Origin of the sequence: Clostridioides sp. ES-S-0190-01, assembly GCF_020658275.1 — a bacterium.
GTDB lineage: Bacteria > Bacillota > Clostridia > Peptostreptococcales > Peptostreptococcaceae > Clostridioides.
Map to the genome: position 1 here is coordinate 399,154 of NZ_JACVWA010000039.1, position 16,610 is coordinate 415,763.

The window sequence follows — 16,610 nt, forward strand, 5'->3', positions numbered from 1 at the left end:
AATACATTATATTTTATATTATACCCTATATTCAACAATTTTAATAATATTCATTCTTAATTTAAATTACATTAAAAAATAAAATAAAAAAATGCTGGTATAAAACATACCAGCATTTTTTCACTTTAACAGTTTAGTTTTAGCAGCCGCAGCCACAACCATCATCACCATCAAAGAATCCACCACATGAACAAGTTATTAATAATAGTATTAAGAATGGTATCCATGACATTATATCGATATCTCTCCAACAATCTTCAAAAGCTAAGAATAGGAAGAATAATACGATTATCCACCATCCTCCCCCACCAAAACATCCATCGTTTCCAAAAAATCTATCTAACATAATAAACTCCTCCTTTTTTAATAATTACTACTCTTATTCTAAGCATCCACTACAGCAGCAAAGTATTAATAAAACTATTAGGAATGGAATCCATGCCATTATGTCAAATTCTGCCCAGCTCTCTCCAAAAGCTAAAAATAGGAAGAATAGTACGATTATCCACCATCCTCCTCCACCAAAACATCCATCTTCTCCAAAGAATCTATCTAACATTCCACGTTACCTCCTGTTGATATTTTGTTGAGCTTTTCGCTCCTAACATATACTATGCATTTGGTTTCCATTTTGCTAATGTATTTTTATTATTTTTTTAAAATTTTTTTATCTTAACTAAAAAAGGCAAAACCATAACTTGTATAAGTTACTGGCTCTGCCTATTTAATAATCAATATTTTTTAGCAACAACAACCATCATCGAAGTTAAATAACAACAATACTATTAATATAACCCATATCCATATATTGTCATCGCATAATAAGTCTTCTAAAATGTCTGTACATAATAATAAGAATACTATAACTATTATTATCAACATTTTATTACTAAAAAATCCTTCGCATCCTCCAAAGAAACGTTCCATATTGTCTTCTAATTTTGTCATAACTAATCCTCCTTGAATCATTAAGAGACTAACTTTTGTCTCTTTAATTAAATATATGTAGTAATAGACAGATAAGTTACTTCTAAAAAGTTTTTATTGATTAATTTATTTATTTCTTTTTCTCCTAGTTTATTGTATCTATCAACTTCATCTAAATAATCCTTTTTTTCTTCTGATATAGTATAAATTAAACTTTCTATTGATTTTACTTTGTATTCTTTATATCTTTCTATCAAGAAGGATGTTTTTGAATTTTCTATGCCTTTCTTTACATGCATTAATCTTGATATATAATCGTCCTTTTCATTAGATACATAGCTTTCCTTCTCTGCTACATCTTCAAGAATTAAATTGGTTTCCATTACATAGTCCTCTATTCGTTGCATATCTAAAGTTATTGAATTATAATAAAAATTTACTGCTATAAGTAAAAATATTCCTACAGATGTTAGTAATAAGCCTACATATTTCATAGCATTTCCTCCTAAGTTATATTTGTTATCAATAAAGTTTATTCATCAAATAAGACTTTATTACTACCTTTATAAAATTTTATTTTTTTTTACTAATTGCATATTGAAAAATTTTTGATATTATATTAAACTAACATTAAAATTAATTAAAACTGCTGTAGGAGGCTTAAAATGTTTGAAAAAATAAAAGAAATAATAGCAGAACAATTAGGGTTAGACAATTTAGATGAAATAACTATGGAAGCATCTTTAATGGAAGATTTAGAAGCTGATTCATTAGATGCTGTTGAGATTATAATGGCTCTTGAAGATGAATTTGGTATAGAAATACCAGATGAGGAAGCTGAAAACTTTAAATGTATTGGTGATATATGTAAATATATCGAAGAAAATAAATAACATCATTTTGTCTACAAATATAAATAGTCTGTGTCTACTTCTACTTAATATTTCTATTAGAAGTTTACACAGACTAATCTACATTTTATTTATAACTATATTAACTATACATTTCTTCTAACTTAATTTATATCCAATCCTATAAATTACTCAAATTAAGATTACTTTTCTTCATAAAATGTTACATTCTTTATTACTATATCTATAGTTCCATCTTGATTTTGCTTTACAGTATATTTCATTGGGTCTTCAAAATCAGTTAGGTTCCCTTTTATATCAAAACCATTATCAGTTTTTATACTTCTCTTTTTGAGCTTTTTCTCAACCCATTTTTTATCTATGCTAAAACCTTCATCAAGACCTTTTTCTTCCATATGCTCTTTAAAACTACCTTTTAATTCTTCATCCTTAATTGAATTATCAACAAAATCATTTATATCAATTTCATGTTTTTCTTTTAATGTATAATTTAATATACTTCTTACATCTTCTGCTTGTTTTATATCATTACTAAGAGCATTAGTTATCCAATTTTCGGCTGTATTTTTAAATACTTTTGTCTTATACTTATCATCATCTATTTTTTTAGCATGCAAAAATTCTGTTACAAACTTTGATTCTGAACCCTCTTTTTCTGCATCTTTGTCTAAGAGTCTTAGATGAAACTCATCATTCATTCCACTTAATCCAATTAAAGCTCCTTGTTTTTGTCTTAAAGTTTCTGGAATACCAATTTCATTTGATACCATTTGAATATTAAATTTATCATCTACAAACTCAATTGAATGAGTATACAATTTTTTATAATCTAATTTCAATATAGCAACACTCTTTTCATCTTTTACAGTATACAAGCAAATTGCCAAATCACAAGATTCTAATGCTGCATTAATCTTCATAACATCAAACAGATAAGATGCTATTTCTTTAGAGTTTTTTAAAAATGAACTTTCATCATATATTATTTGTTCACAACAATTTTTAATTAAATTGTCATTATAATCTTTAAAAATCCCTTTTCTTAAATCTTCATCCTTTGAAATTCTCTTTATTGCTTTTTGAAAAAATCCATCTACTTCTTGATTAACTTTACCTTCAAAATCATTTAATATTGGAACATCACTATTCTTATCCAAAACATGTATTATAAATTTATGTATTATCATATATATCACCCCATCTATCTTAATTTCGATATTAACTCTTGCATATCCTTTGGTATATCTGTTTTAAATTTTAAAATTTCTTTTGTTCTTGGTTGTTCAAACTCTAAGCTATATGCATGAAGAGCTTGCCTATTTATAAGATTTCCATCTATATAACCATATAACTCATCACCTATTATTCCATGACCTATATGAGCCATATGAACCCTTATTTGATGTGTTCTACCAGTTTCTAGCTTTACTTCTAGTACAGTTGCATTTTTTAATCTTTCTACTACTTTATAATGAGTAACAGATGCTTGCCCTCTTTCATCTATTACTCTCTTTATTGAATCCTCTTCAGGTCTATAAATTGGTTCATTTATAGTTCCCTCATCTTCATCTATAATCCCATTCACTACTGTTATATATGTTTTTTCAACTTTGTTTTCACTCATTGATATAGACAAAGTATGGTGTGCATAAGCATTTTTTGCTACTATAACAAGTCCTGAAGTGTTCATATCAAGTCTATTTACAAATCGTATTTTTACATTTTCTTTATGCTTCTCTATATAATAACTAATACCATTTGCTATTGTATTATCATAGTGACTTTTAGTTGGATGAACTACCATAAATGGTGGCTTATTTACCATAATTATATCAAAATCATCATATATTATTTGTAAATTTAAATCTTGTGGCTCAAAATTTGCTTTTTCTTCTTCTATTTTTACCTCTATTAAATCCCCACGAGACACTTTTAAACTTGGCTTTTTATATACACCATTTACTAATACACTTTTTTCTCTTTTCATTTTTGATAGTGACCTAACCGAAAAATTTAGCTTGTCCAGCAAAACTTCTTTTAGAGTCATTTCTTCTTCATTTGTATAGGATATAAGATTATATTTTTGATTTTCTTTTTTAAACAAACTTTTACCTACTTTCTTTTATATCTTCAAAACCATGATATTATATATTTTACACTATTTTTGTTTAATAGATAATAATTATTTTTTAACCATAAAAACCTGTAAGAATAACAAATAGTTACTCTTACAGGTTAAGTTCATGGTTAAATGTTTAATTTTTAAAAATTATAATCTAAAACTATCTTTTAACTATTAAAGTAGTTCCCATTCCACCACCTATACAAAGTGTAGCTAAACCAGTTTTAGCATCTCTTCTCTTCATTTCATATAAAAGTGTAGTAAGTATTCTTGCTCCTGAGCATCCTATTGGATGTCCTATAGCTATTGCTCCACCGTTAACATTAACTTTAGCCATATCTATGTTTAAATCTTTTACTACGGCTATAGATTGAGCAGCAAATGCTTCATTAGCTTCAACTAAATCTATATCTTCAATAGTCATATTAGCAGCTTCTAAAGCTTTTTTAGTTGCTGGAACTGGTCCATAACCCATTATTGTAGGGTCAACACCAGCTGTTCCATAAGAAACTATAGTTGCAAGAGGTTCTATTCCTAATTCTTCAGCTTTTTCTTTAGCCATTACTACTAACATAGCAGCACCATCATTGATTCCTGATGCATTACCAGCAGTAACTGTTCCATCTTTTTTAAATGCAGGTCTTAATTTAGCAAGTTTTTCTATTGTAGTACCAGGTTTAATATACTCATCTTTGTCTACTACAGTGTCACCTTTTCTTCCTTTTATAACCACTGGAACTATTTCTTCGTCAAATTTTCCTTCAGCTTGAGCTTTTTCAGCTTTATTTTGACTTGCAAGGGCTAATTCATCTTGTTCTTCTCTAGTTATATTCCATTGCTCTGCTATATTTTCAGCAGTTATACCCATGTGATAGTTATTGAATATGTCTGATAATCCATCTTTTATCATTGAATCAACAAAAGCAGTATCACCCATTCTTGCACCATATCTAGCACTTGGTACTAAATAAGGAGACATACTCATGTTTTCAGCTCCACCAACTAGCATTATATCAGCGTCCCCTAATGCTATAAGTTGAGATGCCATTGAAACAGATCTTAATCCAGAACCACAAACTATATTTATAGTCATAGCTGGTTTTTCTACTGGTATTCCTGCACCTAATGCTATTTGTCTTGCTATATTTTGACCAAGACCTGCTGTAAGTACTCCTCCTAAAAGTGATTCATCTATCATATCTGGAGTTATATTAGCTCTTTTTATAGCTTCTTTAGCTGCTGTTATACCTAAGTCTACTGCTGAAACTGATTTAAATGCTCCTCCAAAACTTCCTACTGCTGTTCTAGCTGCACTGGCAATTACTACTTCTCTCATATTCATTACCCCCATTAAATTAGATTTTTATCAGATTTTTGAGATTGTTTTTTTTTAGACAATATCAGTTAAATTTTTTAGATTTCAGTTCTTATTTATTATAATCATAGAATCCTATTTTAGTTTTTCTTCCTAATTGATTAGCTCTAACCATTTTAGCTAAAAGTGGATGAGGTCTATATTTAGTGTCTCCAAATTCAGTGTATAAAACGTTCATTATAGCTAAAACAACATCTAATCCTATTAAATCACCTAATGCCAAAGGTCCCATTGGATGGTTTGCACCTAGTTTCATAGCTTCATCTATTTCTTCTTTACTTGCAACGCCATCTGCATATATACCAACAGCTTCATTTATCATAGGTATAAGTATTCTGTTTACTACAAATCCAGGAGATTCAGATACATCTACTGGTACTTTATTGATACTCTTAGATAATTCAAATACTGTATCAAAAGTAACTTTTGATGTTAATTGACCGCTTATAACTTCAACTAATTTCATCATAGGAACTGGATTGAAAAAATGCATTCCTATAACTTTATCTGCTCTATTAGTAGAAGAAGCTATTTCTGTTATAGATAATGATGAAGTATTTGTTGCTAAAATAGTATCGTCTTTACATAACTCATCTAATAATTTAAAAACATCTTTCTTTATGTTCATATCTTCTACAGATGCTTCTATTATTAAGTCCATGTCTTTCAAATCTTCATAGTTAGTAGTTGAACTAACATGACTTAATATTTCTGCTTTTGTAGTTTCGTCCATTTTTCCTTTAGTAACCAATTTAGTTAAATTTTTATCTAATAAGCCTAAACATTTATCTATAGCACCTTGAGTTCTACTCTTTAAACATACATCATGACCACAACTTGCAAAAGTTTGTACAATACCACTTCCCATAGTTCCACTACCTATTACAGCTAATTTCATAGTTATAACCTCCTGTTATTTTAGTATTTATATTCTGTTAACTAGATTAAAGTATTTATTCAATCTAGTTAACAGCAAATATATTTTTAATTAGATTTGTTTATCCTTTTATAAAGTTAGCTTCTCTTTTTTCAATAAAAGCTGACATTCCTTCTTTTTGGTCTTTAGTTGAAAAACAAAGTCCAAAGAAATTAGATTCTATATCTATTCCAGTATCTATATCAGTTTGAGCACCAAGTTGTATAGCTTCTTTAGAGTATCTAACTGCAAGTTGAGCATTTTTAGCTATTGTTTTAGCTAGTTTTTCAACTTCTTCCATTAAAGCTTCTGGCTCGACAACTTTATTTACTAGCCCTATTTTTTCAGCTTCATCAGCTTTTATAACTTGACCTGTAAAGATTAATTCTTTTGCTTTTGCCAGTCCAACCAGTCTTGTAAGTCTTTGAGTTCCTCCATACCCTGGAGTTATTCCAAGGGTTACTTCTGGTTGCCCAAATTTAGCTTTAGCAGATGCAATTCTTATATCACAAGCCATTGCTAGTTCGCATCCTCCACCTAAAGCAAATCCATTTACAGCTGCTATTATTACTTTTTTACTATCTTCTATTTCTCTAAAAGCTTTAGCTCCTAGAAGACTAAAATCTTTAGCAGCTACGGCATCTAAATCTTTCATATATGCAATATCTGCTCCAGCTACAAATGCTTTTCCTTCCCCTGTCAGTATTACTACATCAATAGTTTCATCATTATTAATATCAGCAAATACTTCATAAAGTTCTTCTAAAGTTTTTGAATTTATTGCATTAAGGGCTTTAGGTCTATTCATTTTCACTGTACATATATTTTCATTTACTTCAACAGCTATATTCTCATAAACTTTAACATCGCTTGTACTCATAATACCCTCCCCAAGAAATTAGTTAGCTAAAACTTCACCTTTTTCTTTTGCAACACTTAATTGACTTATAAGTTCTGGAAGTACTTTGTGAACATCTCCAACTATACCAACATCAGCATATTTAAATATTGGAGCTTCTGGATTTTTGTTTATAGCAACTATAAACTCAGCATCTTCCATACCAGCTATATGTTGTATTGCTCCAGATATACCACATGCTATATAAAGGTCTGGTCTTACAGTTTTACCAGTTTGACCAACTTGTCTTGCTTTATCTAACCATCCTGCATCTATAGTTGCACGAGAACCAGAAACTTCTCCACCTATAACTTCAGCTAATTCATAAAGTATATCTAAATTTTCTTTTCCGCCCATTCCACGTCCAGCAGAAACTAATATTTTAGCATCTTCTATTTTAACTTGTTTTTTAGCTTCTTTTATTATTTCTACAACTTGAACTAATTTGTCAGCCTCAGTAAATTCTACTTTAAAACGATTAATTACAGCTTCTCTAGTTTCATCAACTTCATTTTTCTTCATAACGCCTGGTCTAACTGTAGACATTTGAGGTCTGAAATCTTTACAAACTATTGTTGCCATTATATTTCCACCAAAAGCAGGTCTTGTCATTAATAATAATTTTGTATCTTCAGCTACTGCAAGTCCTGTACAGTCAGCAGTAAGTCCTGTATGTACTCTAGCAGATACTCTAGGTGCTAAATCTCTACCTATTGAAGTTGCTCCAAATAATACAACTATTGGGTCCGCTGCTTTTATTGCTTCATATGCAGCCTTTGTATATGGTTCAGTTGTATACACTGCTAAAGCTTCATCATCTACTACTATTACTTCATCAGCTCCATAATGTGCTAATGTATCTATTAAATCTTCTACCTTACTACCTAAAAGTAATGCAGAAACTTTTGTATCATAATCTTTGGCTATTTCTGTTGCCTTTCCTAATAATTCTAAAGAAACAGTTTGAATTACATTTTCTCTTTGTTCTATTACTACTAAAACATTACCCATTCTTTATCCCCCCTTAATTATATGATATATTTTTCTTTTAATTTATCTATAATAATTCCAGCTGATGCTTTTGCATCTTCGTTGTATATTGTACCAGCTGGTTTAACTGATTTCGTAAATGATTTAAATACGCTAGTTGGAGAACCTTTTAGACCTAAGTTAGAAGGGTCAACTTCTATATCTTTTACAGTCCAAGTTTCTACTACATCATTTTCAAAAGAATCATATATTCTTCCAACCTTCATGTATCTTGGTGTGTTCATATCTTTAAGAGTTGTTATAAGGCATGGCATTTTAACTTTTAAGTCATGACAACAATCTTCAAATTGTCTTTTTACTAAAACATATTCGCCTTCAGTTTTTATTTCTTCAGCATATGTTATTGATGGAAGTTTTAAATGTTCAGCTATTTGAGGTCCAACTTGTGCAGTATCACCATCTATAGCCTGTCTTCCAGCTATTATAATATCAAAATCTATATTTTTTAATGCTCCTGCTAATGCTGATGAAGTTGCCCAAGTATCAGCACCTGCAAAGGCTCTATCTGTTAATAATATTCCTCTATCTGCACCCATTGCTAAAGCTTCTTTTAAAGCCATATCTGCTTGAGGAGGTCCCATTGTTATTACAGTTACATGAGCTCCCATTTCTTCTTTTAATCTTATCGCTTCTTCTAAACCTGCTTTATCATCAGGGTTTATTATACTTGGTACTCCATCTCTAATTAAAGTACCTGTATTAGGATCTAGTTTAACTTCTGTTGTATCTGGAACTTGTTTTATACAAACGACTATCTTCATAAATCCTTCCTCCATATCTATTTTAATATCGACCTATTGTGTATATTTTAATATCTCTATTTTAATAATTTTCCTGAAATAACCATTCTTTGAACTTCACTAGTTCCTTCATATATTTCAGTTATCTTAGCATCTCTCATCATTCTTTCTACTGGATAATCACGAGTGTATCCATATCCACCATGAAGTTGTACAGCTTTTGTAGTAACTTCCATAGCTGTTTCTGCTGCAAATAATTTTGCCATTGCTGCTTCTACTCCATAAGGTTTTCCTAAGTCTTTATTTATAGCTGCTTGATATACAAGATGTCTAGCCGCTTGTATTCTAACTTCCATATCAGCTAATTGGAATTGTGTATTTTGGAATTTTGATAGTGGTCTACCAAACTGTACTCTTTCTTTTACATATTTAACTGTTTCATCAAGAGCACCTTGTGCTAAACCTAAAGCTTGTGCTGCAATACCAATTCTACCACCATCAAGAGTAGACATTGCTATCTTAAATCCTTGGCCTTCTTTTCCAAGTAAATTTTCTTTAGGTATTCTACAATCTTCAAATATTAATTCACTAGTAGCTGAACCTCTTATACCCATTTTCTTTTCTTTAACACCAAAGCTAAATCCAGGAGTTCCTTTTTCAACTATAAATGCTGAAATTCCTCTATTACCTTTAGATTTATCAGTCATTGCCATTACTACATATATGTCACCAGCTATTGCATTTGTTATAAATATTTTTGAGCCATTAAGTATGTATTCATCTCCATCTAAAACAGCAGTAGTTTGTTGTCCAGACGCATCTGTACCAGCATTAGGTTCAGTAAGACCAAATGCTCCTAATTTTTCACCACTTGCTAATGGTCTTAAGAATTTTTGTTTTTGTTCTTCATTACCATATTGATATATAGGCCATGAACCAAGAGATGTATGAGCTGATAATATAACTCCTGTAGTTCCACAAACTCTAGACAATTCTTCAACAGCCATTATATAACCTACAGTGTCTCCACCTTCTCCACCATACTCTTTTGGATACGGTATACCCATCATTCCTGCCTTTGCCATTTTTTCCACTGTTTCATAAGGAAATCTTTCTTCTTCATCAAGCTCTGTTGCTAAAGGTTTAACTTCATTTTCAGCGAAGCTTACATATAACTCTTTAAGCATCTGATATTTTTTAGAATTTAAATCCATAATAGCCTCCTCAGTATTTTATAAATATTTTATTTTCATTTATTAATTAAAATCTCGGCAACATCTATAATAAAGTATTTGAGTATACGTCGAGAAATTTATAACCTTAATTAAAGTCCGCCCTATATTTATATGCAATTATATTAACCGATTATGACATTAATTTAATTATAAATTGTTAATTTAAAGTCAACTGTTCTTAAAAAAAATCTCGCTTTTTGGAATTTTGTGAAATTTCAAGCTAGAATAAGACTTCTCTCACAATGGTTATAGATAAAATAATTTGTTTATGATGTTCATTCTAGGGTATATCAATAGTAAATGTTATGTATATTAGTATTTCAACCCATATATAAATTTTTTCTATCATATCAAAATTATTTTAATAGAGCTAAATAATCATATTTTTTCGTGATTATTTTTGTTTTTTAAATATCTTACATTTATAATAGTATCACTCAAAGGATAATTTTTCAATAATTTCTAATTATTTTTTTAACAATATTTACTACATTTTTTCCATTTTTTTGTCATTTTTTTATTATTTTGAAGAAAAATCAGAATTTTTTAACTTTTTTTTGGATTATTAGTTTAAATTAGATTTTTCTCTTAGATTTATAAATATTTTCCACATAAAAATATCCCCACACAGACTGTATACAGGGATATTTTTTTACTAATTTTCACTATATTTTTTACCAATTTTTACAAACATCTACCCATTTCTCACACTTAGAAAATTTCTCCATTTCATCACATGTAAGTTCTATTGCTGAATTACTGCTACCACATGCAGGAAATACTGTATCAAATCTCTTCATTGAATCATCTAGATATACTTTTAAAGGATTTTTTAAACCAAATGGACAAACACCACCAATAGCATGTCCAGTAAAATTTAGAACTTCTTCTGGTGCTAACATTTTAGCTTTACAACTAAACTCATCCTTGTATTTTTTATTATCAATCTTAGCATCTCCAGCTGTAACAATTAAAATTGCATCCTCTCCTATTTTAAATGAAAGAGTCTTAGCGATTCTAGCTGGAATAACTCCTGCTGCTTCTGCCGCAAGTTCTACAGTAGCACTAGATTGTTCAAACTCTAGTATGCTATCTTCCCTTCCAAATTCTTTAAAATACTCTTTTACATTGCTTATTGACATTGAACACCCTCCTAACCTGAATATTTATAAATTTCATACTATTTTAATTATATATGCAATAACTTTATTTTTCAATTTTTTCAAATTACTCCATAACATTGGAATTCCATACATCATTATTTTTTCTAACTACTAGATATAAACCTTTTGCGATAGGCATTTCCACAGTAAATTCGCCCTTATATTCTACACTCATACCAGAGTCATTAAAATACCTGTAGTCAAAGTTTAACCCCTTTGGAATCACAAAATCGACATAACCTTGATTATTCGACTTTATCCCATAGTTTAAGGTTTTTTCAGTTATAGAATTTTTTTCATTAAACAAATCTATATTTACATAATAAGAGCATTTATTCTCTCCTTTTTTACTCTCAATACAATTCTCAAATCTCATTTTTGCACTGTTTAACCTATATCTGTATTTACTATTATTACTTATTTTGAATCTTATAACAGTACCAATTTCTTCGCTTCTTCTGCTATCAAAATCAAAAACAATTTCCTCTAAATGATTTATTTCATAATCTTTGACACTTACCATATCTCTATATGCTAATTTATTTATAGCTATGAATAGTGTAAAAACTCCCAAAATAAAAATTGAAACTTTTATAAACTTATTCATTTCTAATCTCCTTATATTTTACGCTATAATATTAATTAAAAACTTTTATAATTAAACTTATTTTTTTTTGAAATCTTAATAGAAAAATACATAGATATTATAAAAATCATTATAGTCAAAAATGTAATACTATATAGATTTATATATCTAGTATTAGTCATATCAGTAATATAATTTGAAAGGTATACGCCTCCTACCTTACTATAATTAACATGCTTTACTTGATATACTATCATACTAACCATTCTTAAAATACTCCCATATACAAAATAAACTAAAATACTTATTATTAATCCACAAATTTTCATTTTGCCATATCCAAATTTAAAAAATAAAGGAAGTACTATTGATAAAATTGCTAAAAATATATTTATAGAAAAGAACACATCATTTAAAACCATGCTTCTAAAAAACACTAATGATGTCAATTTACTTATTAAAGATGCAATTGTTGTTATAAAAATTATTAATCCCACACCTAATAAATACTTTGAATACACTATATCTTCAATACTAACTGGCATACTTCTTATAAATATTCTTGAATCACTTTCATAATCACATTCAAATGTATTTACAAAAATCAAATAACTTATGACAACACTTACAGTATAATACGAAATTGAATTAAGGAAAAAATAAAAAATAAAAAATAGCAATATGTACTTCAAATTACGAATCCCATCTGAACTAACTCCTACTATTAAATCTTTTCTTATCAAATTGAACATTATTTCACCTCATTTACATAATAATACATTAGTTCTTCTATAGTAGGATTTTTAACTTTATGTTTATCAATTTCTATCAATAAGCTTTTTACTTTTAAGCTATCTCCAACTTTTAGTAGTGCTTCACTATAATATTTATACTCTTTTACACCCACTATATTTTCTTTAATTTCGTCTAATTCTGCTTTATTTGCCCTAATTATTTTATATTCCTGCTCTATCATATCTTTCTTTATTGTAAAAATTTGATTTCCTTTATTTACAAAAATAAGATAATCCGCAATCCTAATTAAATTATCAGTATTGTGAGTTGAAATTATTACACTACTACTCCCATTTTTCACAAAATCTTTTAGATACTGCATTATTTCTTTTCTTACAATTGGGTCTATTCCAGCGGTTGGTTCATCCAAAATAAGTAGTTTTGCATTATGGCTAAGTGCATTTGCTAGCATAAGCTTCTCAGATTGTCCTTTGGATAAATTCTTAATATGTATATTTTCTTCTATTTCAAATTTTTCAAGATATTCATCAAATCTTTCTCTATCAAAATTACTATAAAATAAAGATACTATTCTTCTAAACTCTTTCACCTTCAAATGCGGATAAAATTGTAAAGAATCATATACAAAACCAATATTGTTTTTAAAACTTACTGGAGAGTTGTCAATTGTTTCATTACAAAGTTCAATTTCACCTTCATCAGCATCAATAATCCCCATTATAATTTTTATTAAAGTTGTCTTTCCAGAACCATTTGGTCCTATAACTCCAATAATCTCTCCTTCTTTTAATTCCAAGTTTATATTATTTAATTTAAATTTACCTAATTTTTTTGTGATATTTTTTACCTTAAACACGTCTTCACCTCTTATGTAATTTTTTATACCCCCTATACATATTTTAACACATTCACAACAAGCTAGGTCATTTATAAATTTATAAATTAAGAGTTATAAAACTATGTTATAATACAAAGTATGAAGAGGTGAATATATGAAAAGAATTATAACTATAAATGCAAACCAATTAAATAAGTCCCTTGAGACTAAAGAACTCTTAACTAGAAAACTTGTCAACGCTGGCTTTGAGGTGTATTCAGATATTTATCCAGATACAGAACTTATTATATCAATTGGCGGTGATGGCTCTTTTTTAAGAACAGTTAGAGATTTCGATTTTCCTGAAATTCCCATAATGGGTATAAATACGGGACATCTGGGATTTTTTCCTGATATTTTACCAGATAAGATTGATAGCTTTATTGAAGCTTATATAAAAAAGGATTATATTATTCAAGAAATGTCACTTCTTAATGCTGAAGTATATACAACTACTAGCGGCTCTAACATGCTTGCTGTAAATGAAGTTGTTATAAGAGGAGACAAGTCTAGAACTATACATCTTAATCTAAGCCTTGATGATAAACATATACAAAATTTTAGTGGAGATGGTATGATTATTTCTACTTCCACAGGTTCAACCGCCTACAACTATTCTGCTGGTGGTAGTATTGTTGATATAAAACTTGAACTTATGCAGATTACACCTTTACATCCAATAAACACTAATGCATATAGATGTTTTACATCAAGTATAATATGTTCAAATGAATCTGTTATAAAAATTGCACCAGAATACAGATTTGAAGATTCATTATTGATTGTTGTTGATGGTGTTGAACACAGATTTAGACAAATTGAAAATATAAAAGTTAGCATGTCTGATGCAAAAATAAAATTACTTAGGATGTCAAATTACGAATTTTGGCATAGAGTATCTGAAAAATTTTTATAGACTGCACTTAGGAGGATTTTAATATGAAAATAGGAATAATGAGTGATACTCATGGTAGTTTACTTTACTTTGAAAAAGCATTAAATGTATTATCTGATTGTGATATTCTTTTACATGGAGGAGATGTATTATATCATGGTCCTAGAAATGATATTCCAGAAGGATATAACCCTAAAAAATTTATTGAAGTATTAAACAAATTAGAAAATATTATAATTGTTAAAGGTAACTGTGATGCAGATGTCGACCAGATGGTAATAGAACATCCTATTCAAAGTCCTTATGTCATGAGCCAATTTGGAGAAATTAGGATTATATTAAATCATGGTTATACAGAAACAGAAGAAGAAATTATTGATAAATCAAAGAAAATGGGTGCTGACATATTAGTTTTAGGACATACTCATGTAAAGAAACTATATATGGATGACAATTTAATAGTTATAAACCCTGGAAGTACTTCTATCCCCAAAGATGGAAGCCATTCTGTAGCAATTATAGATATTATAAAAACTGATGATGAAGATGAACTTGAACTTGATATCAATTTAATCGATATTAATACTGGAAATATAATCAATATTAACTAAATGTAGTATTCCATAAGAATGTATTAAAAACGTTAAAGGCTAATACTTAAAACATATAGAGTAAATTTAATTACAAAAGTAAAATATATTATAAAAAGACACTTTACACTAAAGTGTCTTTTCTATTCTATATCATCAGAAAACTGTATAACAACATACGATATTGTAAAGTATCACAAAATTTCTACTAATTATGTTTTAAATAACTTCATCTGTATAACCTACAATATTATAAAGTGTATATTTGCACAAAAACAAGTAAACTAGGCTATTTGCAACTTAATTAGAATTTCAAATACATTAATTCAAACTTCTAATTAAACATAACTTAGTTTACTTGTCTCTATTATATAATATTGCTAATTGATAAAACTACTGTAATCCTAATGCTTCTGTATAAGGATTACTATTTTTTCCTCCACCAACTTGTACAAACTTATTTGCTTTTACTTTCTTTATAAAACTTTGTTGCCCATTACTTAAACTTCCACTTGCAAGAATGACAGGCGATTTTGTTTTTGCTGCCAATACTCCAGCAGCAAGCCCATCAACTAAATCAGCTTCTCTACCACTTCCATCCTTTGCAAAATACATATTACTAACCTTACTTAATTTTCCATAAAATTTTTCTAAAACTTTAGCATTTGTGTCTTTTCTATCTGTTCCAGCTAGTCTTTCTGAATTTACTAGTTGTCCCTCAAGTTTTTTGCTTATATTATATTCTCCACCTATTATGTATGTCTCATTTGAATTTTGTGTTATAAAACTTTTAGCCTCACTTCGTATACTATCTTTACTTGCATATATTATAGCCATATTATCACTTGCAGCTGGACTTGATATAGAAGTTGCATCTGCTAGACCATTATAGCCATTAACTACTGCTATTTTTGAAACGCCTAAATCTCCTGTATCATCCAATTGTTTAGTAAGAAGCAAAGAAGTTTCTTCTCTATCTGCTCCTCCAATTCTGCTTACTAAAACACCTGTATCTTCAAGATATTTTTTTACATTTGATGAAATTGCTCCTTCACTTCCAATTAAAATAATTTCTTCAGGATTAAGTCTTGTTATCTCATCTGCTACATTTTCTGGTACATTATTTTTATTAGTAAGTAGTATTGGAGCATCCAATTTGCTTGCCAAAGGAGTTGAAGCTAGTGCATCTGGTAATGAATTTGAATTTACTAGAAAAACCCTCTCTGAGCCATTATTCCATCCACTTTGAGATATTTTTATAGCTGTATCAAATCTATCTTCCCCAATTAACTTTTCTCCCTTTGGAGATTTTCTGTTTTGAATATAGCTATTCATATTTTCCTGCGAATTTTGATTCTTGCTAGTTGTATCTGCATATACACAGCTAGGCATTACAAGCCCTAATACAAGTGCAAATACCATTATTTTTTTAGATTTAATTTTCAATATAATTCCCCCTTATTTAAAATATTAATACTTATAGACACTCTGCAATACTTATTTATACCCCAAAGTAAATATAATTACCTTTTATCAAGATAATTATAAAATAGCTACATCATCTTAAATACAAAACAAACTTATAATCCATTTGTTTCATAAAGAATG

Annotated in this window: 20 protein-coding genes; 3 read left to right on the plus strand and 17 right to left on the minus strand. The window is 28.8% G+C overall.

Translation table 11 applies throughout. The features are described from left to right. Positions 1–139: 139 nt before the first annotated feature. From IC214_RS15825 to IC214_RS15840, 4 genes are all read right to left on the minus strand, one after another. Positions 140–346 (minus strand): hypothetical protein, encoded by a 207-nt coding sequence (locus IC214_RS15825; protein ID WP_227434029.1) that lies wholly within the window; start codon positions 344–346, stop codon positions 140–142. A gap of 33 nt (positions 347–379) precedes the next feature. Continuing rightward, positions 380–559, minus strand: coding sequence for a hypothetical protein (locus IC214_RS15830; RefSeq protein WP_227434028.1), 180 nt, complete (start codon positions 557–559; stop codon positions 380–382). 182 nt (positions 560–741) lie between these two features. Then, positions 742–948 carry a hypothetical protein gene (locus IC214_RS15835; protein WP_227434027.1) on the minus strand — a complete coding sequence of 69 codons (207 nt, stop codon included), beginning with the start codon at positions 946–948 and terminating at the stop codon, positions 742–744. Between the two features lie 47 nt (positions 949–995). Then, the gene (locus IC214_RS15840; RefSeq protein ID WP_227434026.1) at positions 996–1,421 is read right to left on the minus strand and encodes a hypothetical protein; all 426 of its coding nucleotides are present in this window, start codon (positions 1,419–1,421) and stop codon (positions 996–998) included. Positions 1,422–1,592: 171 nt separating this feature from the next. Between IC214_RS15840 and acpP the strand changes: the two genes are divergently transcribed. Continuing rightward, a complete protein-coding gene (gene acpP, locus IC214_RS15845; RefSeq protein ID WP_227434025.1) occupies positions 1,593–1,820 on the plus strand; it encodes an acyl carrier protein in 228 nt (75 codons plus the stop codon). Between the two features lie 161 nt (positions 1,821–1,981). Here the strand turns inward: acpP and IC214_RS15850 are convergent, their stop codons facing one another. The 12 genes from IC214_RS15850 to IC214_RS15905 form a co-directional block, all read right to left on the minus strand. Continuing rightward, positions 1,982–2,986 carry a nucleoid-associated protein gene (locus IC214_RS15850; RefSeq protein ID WP_227434024.1) on the minus strand — a complete coding sequence of 335 codons (1,005 nt, stop codon included), beginning with the start codon at positions 2,984–2,986 and terminating at the stop codon, positions 1,982–1,984. Between the two features lie 14 nt (positions 2,987–3,000). Then, a complete protein-coding gene (locus tag IC214_RS15855) occupies positions 3,001–3,903 on the minus strand; it encodes an RluA family pseudouridine synthase (protein WP_227434023.1) in 903 nt (300 codons plus the stop codon). A 178-nt stretch (positions 3,904–4,081) separates the two neighbouring features. Then, positions 4,082–5,257 carry an acetyl-CoA C-acetyltransferase gene (locus IC214_RS15860; protein ID WP_227434022.1) on the minus strand — a complete coding sequence of 392 codons (1,176 nt, stop codon included), beginning with the start codon at positions 5,255–5,257 and terminating at the stop codon, positions 4,082–4,084. A 91-nt stretch (positions 5,258–5,348) separates the two neighbouring features. Continuing rightward, on the minus strand, positions 5,349–6,194 hold the full coding sequence (locus IC214_RS15865) for a 3-hydroxybutyryl-CoA dehydrogenase (RefSeq protein ID WP_227863368.1): 846 nt from the start codon (positions 6,192–6,194) through the stop codon (positions 5,349–5,351). Positions 6,195–6,294: 100 nt separating this feature from the next. Beyond that, on the minus strand, positions 6,295–7,092 hold the full coding sequence (locus tag IC214_RS15870; RefSeq protein ID WP_227434020.1) for an enoyl-CoA hydratase-related protein: 798 nt from the start codon (positions 7,090–7,092) through the stop codon (positions 6,295–6,297). 18 nt (positions 7,093–7,110) lie between these two features. After that, complete coding sequence (locus tag IC214_RS15875) at positions 7,111–8,121, minus strand: electron transfer flavoprotein subunit alpha/FixB family protein (RefSeq protein WP_227434019.1); 1,011 nt, start codon at positions 8,119–8,121, stop codon at positions 7,111–7,113. A 17-nt stretch (positions 8,122–8,138) separates the two neighbouring features. After that, positions 8,139–8,921 carry an electron transfer flavoprotein subunit beta/FixA family protein gene (locus IC214_RS15880; RefSeq protein WP_227434018.1) on the minus strand — a complete coding sequence of 261 codons (783 nt, stop codon included), beginning with the start codon at positions 8,919–8,921 and terminating at the stop codon, positions 8,139–8,141. Between the two features lie 56 nt (positions 8,922–8,977). Continuing rightward, positions 8,978–10,114 carry an acyl-CoA dehydrogenase gene (locus IC214_RS15885; protein ID WP_227434017.1) on the minus strand — a complete coding sequence of 379 codons (1,137 nt, stop codon included), beginning with the start codon at positions 10,112–10,114 and terminating at the stop codon, positions 8,978–8,980. Positions 10,115–10,809: 695 nt separating this feature from the next. Further along, the gene (locus IC214_RS15890) at positions 10,810–11,277 is read right to left on the minus strand and encodes a YbaK/EbsC family protein (RefSeq protein ID WP_227863367.1); all 468 of its coding nucleotides are present in this window, start codon (positions 11,275–11,277) and stop codon (positions 10,810–10,812) included. An 85-nt stretch (positions 11,278–11,362) separates the two neighbouring features. Then, positions 11,363–11,905 carry a hypothetical protein gene (locus IC214_RS15895; RefSeq protein WP_227434015.1) on the minus strand — a complete coding sequence of 181 codons (543 nt, stop codon included), beginning with the start codon at positions 11,903–11,905 and terminating at the stop codon, positions 11,363–11,365. Positions 11,906–11,940: 35 nt separating this feature from the next. After that, positions 11,941–12,636 (minus strand): ABC-2 transporter permease, encoded by a 696-nt coding sequence (locus IC214_RS15900; RefSeq protein ID WP_227434014.1) that lies wholly within the window; start codon positions 12,634–12,636, stop codon positions 11,941–11,943. Further along, positions 12,636–13,496 carry an ABC transporter ATP-binding protein gene (locus tag IC214_RS15905; RefSeq protein ID WP_227434013.1) on the minus strand — a complete coding sequence of 287 codons (861 nt, stop codon included), beginning with the start codon at positions 13,494–13,496 and terminating at the stop codon, positions 12,636–12,638. The genes IC214_RS15900 and IC214_RS15905 overlap by 1 nt, the downstream gene beginning before the upstream one ends. Positions 13,497–13,632: 136 nt before the next feature. Between IC214_RS15905 and IC214_RS15910 the strand changes: the two genes are divergently transcribed. Together IC214_RS15910 and yfcE are read left to right on the plus strand one after the other, a co-directional pair. Then, positions 13,633–14,433 (plus strand): NAD(+)/NADH kinase, encoded by an 801-nt coding sequence (locus tag IC214_RS15910; RefSeq protein ID WP_227434012.1) that lies wholly within the window; start codon positions 13,633–13,635, stop codon positions 14,431–14,433. A gap of 23 nt (positions 14,434–14,456) precedes the next feature. Next, positions 14,457–15,023 (plus strand): phosphodiesterase, encoded by a 567-nt coding sequence (gene yfcE, locus IC214_RS15915; RefSeq protein ID WP_227434011.1) that lies wholly within the window; start codon positions 14,457–14,459, stop codon positions 15,021–15,023. Positions 15,024–15,395: 372 nt separating this feature from the next. Here the strand turns inward: yfcE and IC214_RS15920 are convergent, their stop codons facing one another. After that, on the minus strand, positions 15,396–16,448 hold the full coding sequence (locus IC214_RS15920; RefSeq protein WP_227482159.1) for a cell wall-binding repeat-containing protein: 1,053 nt from the start codon (positions 16,446–16,448) through the stop codon (positions 15,396–15,398). Between the last annotated feature and the right edge of the window lie 162 nt (positions 16,449–16,610).

What these genes read in the sequence shown, in the direction of transcription:
- IC214_RS15860 (WP_227434022.1), bottom strand. Translation starts at nt 5,257, where the DNA reads ATGAGAGAAGTAGTAATTGCCAGTGCAGCTAGAACAGCAGTAGGAAGT.
- yfcE (WP_227434011.1), top strand. Translation starts at nt 14,457, where the DNA reads ATGAAAATAGGAATAATGAGTGATACTCATGGTAGTTTACTTTACTTT.
- IC214_RS15890 (WP_227863367.1), bottom strand. Translation starts at nt 11,277, where the DNA reads ATGTCAATAAGCAATGTAAAAGAGTATTTTAAAGAATTTGGAAGGGAA.
- IC214_RS15830 (WP_227434028.1), bottom strand. Translation starts at nt 559, where the DNA reads ATGTTAGATAGATTCTTTGGAGAAGATGGATGTTTTGGTGGAGGAGGA.
- IC214_RS15865 (WP_227863368.1), bottom strand. Translation starts at nt 6,194, where the DNA reads ATGAAATTAGCTGTAATAGGTAGTGGAACTATGGGAAGTGGTATTGTA.
- IC214_RS15850 (WP_227434024.1), bottom strand. Translation starts at nt 2,986, where the DNA reads ATGATAATACATAAATTTATAATACATGTTTTGGATAAGAATAGTGAT.
- IC214_RS15870 (WP_227434020.1), bottom strand. Translation starts at nt 7,092, where the DNA reads ATGAGTACAAGCGATGTTAAAGTTTATGAGAATATAGCTGTTGAAGTA.
- IC214_RS15900 (WP_227434014.1), bottom strand. Translation starts at nt 12,636, where the DNA reads ATGTTCAATTTGATAAGAAAAGATTTAATAGTAGGAGTTAGTTCAGAT.
- IC214_RS15875 (WP_227434019.1), bottom strand. Translation starts at nt 8,121, where the DNA reads ATGGGTAATGTTTTAGTAGTAATAGAACAAAGAGAAAATGTAATTCAA.
- acpP (WP_227434025.1), top strand. Translation starts at nt 1,593, where the DNA reads ATGTTTGAAAAAATAAAAGAAATAATAGCAGAACAATTAGGGTTAGAC.
- IC214_RS15880 (WP_227434018.1), bottom strand. Translation starts at nt 8,921, where the DNA reads ATGAAGATAGTCGTTTGTATAAAACAAGTTCCAGATACAACAGAAGTT.
- IC214_RS15840 (WP_227434026.1), bottom strand. Translation starts at nt 1,421, where the DNA reads ATGAAATATGTAGGCTTATTACTAACATCTGTAGGAATATTTTTACTT.
- IC214_RS15885 (WP_227434017.1), bottom strand. Translation starts at nt 10,114, where the DNA reads ATGGATTTAAATTCTAAAAAATATCAGATGCTTAAAGAGTTATATGTA.
- IC214_RS15825 (WP_227434029.1), bottom strand. Translation starts at nt 346, where the DNA reads ATGTTAGATAGATTTTTTGGAAACGATGGATGTTTTGGTGGGGGAGGA.
- IC214_RS15910 (WP_227434012.1), top strand. Translation starts at nt 13,633, where the DNA reads ATGAAAAGAATTATAACTATAAATGCAAACCAATTAAATAAGTCCCTT.
- IC214_RS15895 (WP_227434015.1), bottom strand. Translation starts at nt 11,905, where the DNA reads ATGAATAAGTTTATAAAAGTTTCAATTTTTATTTTGGGAGTTTTTACA.
- IC214_RS15835 (WP_227434027.1), bottom strand. Translation starts at nt 948, where the DNA reads ATGACAAAATTAGAAGACAATATGGAACGTTTCTTTGGAGGATGCGAA.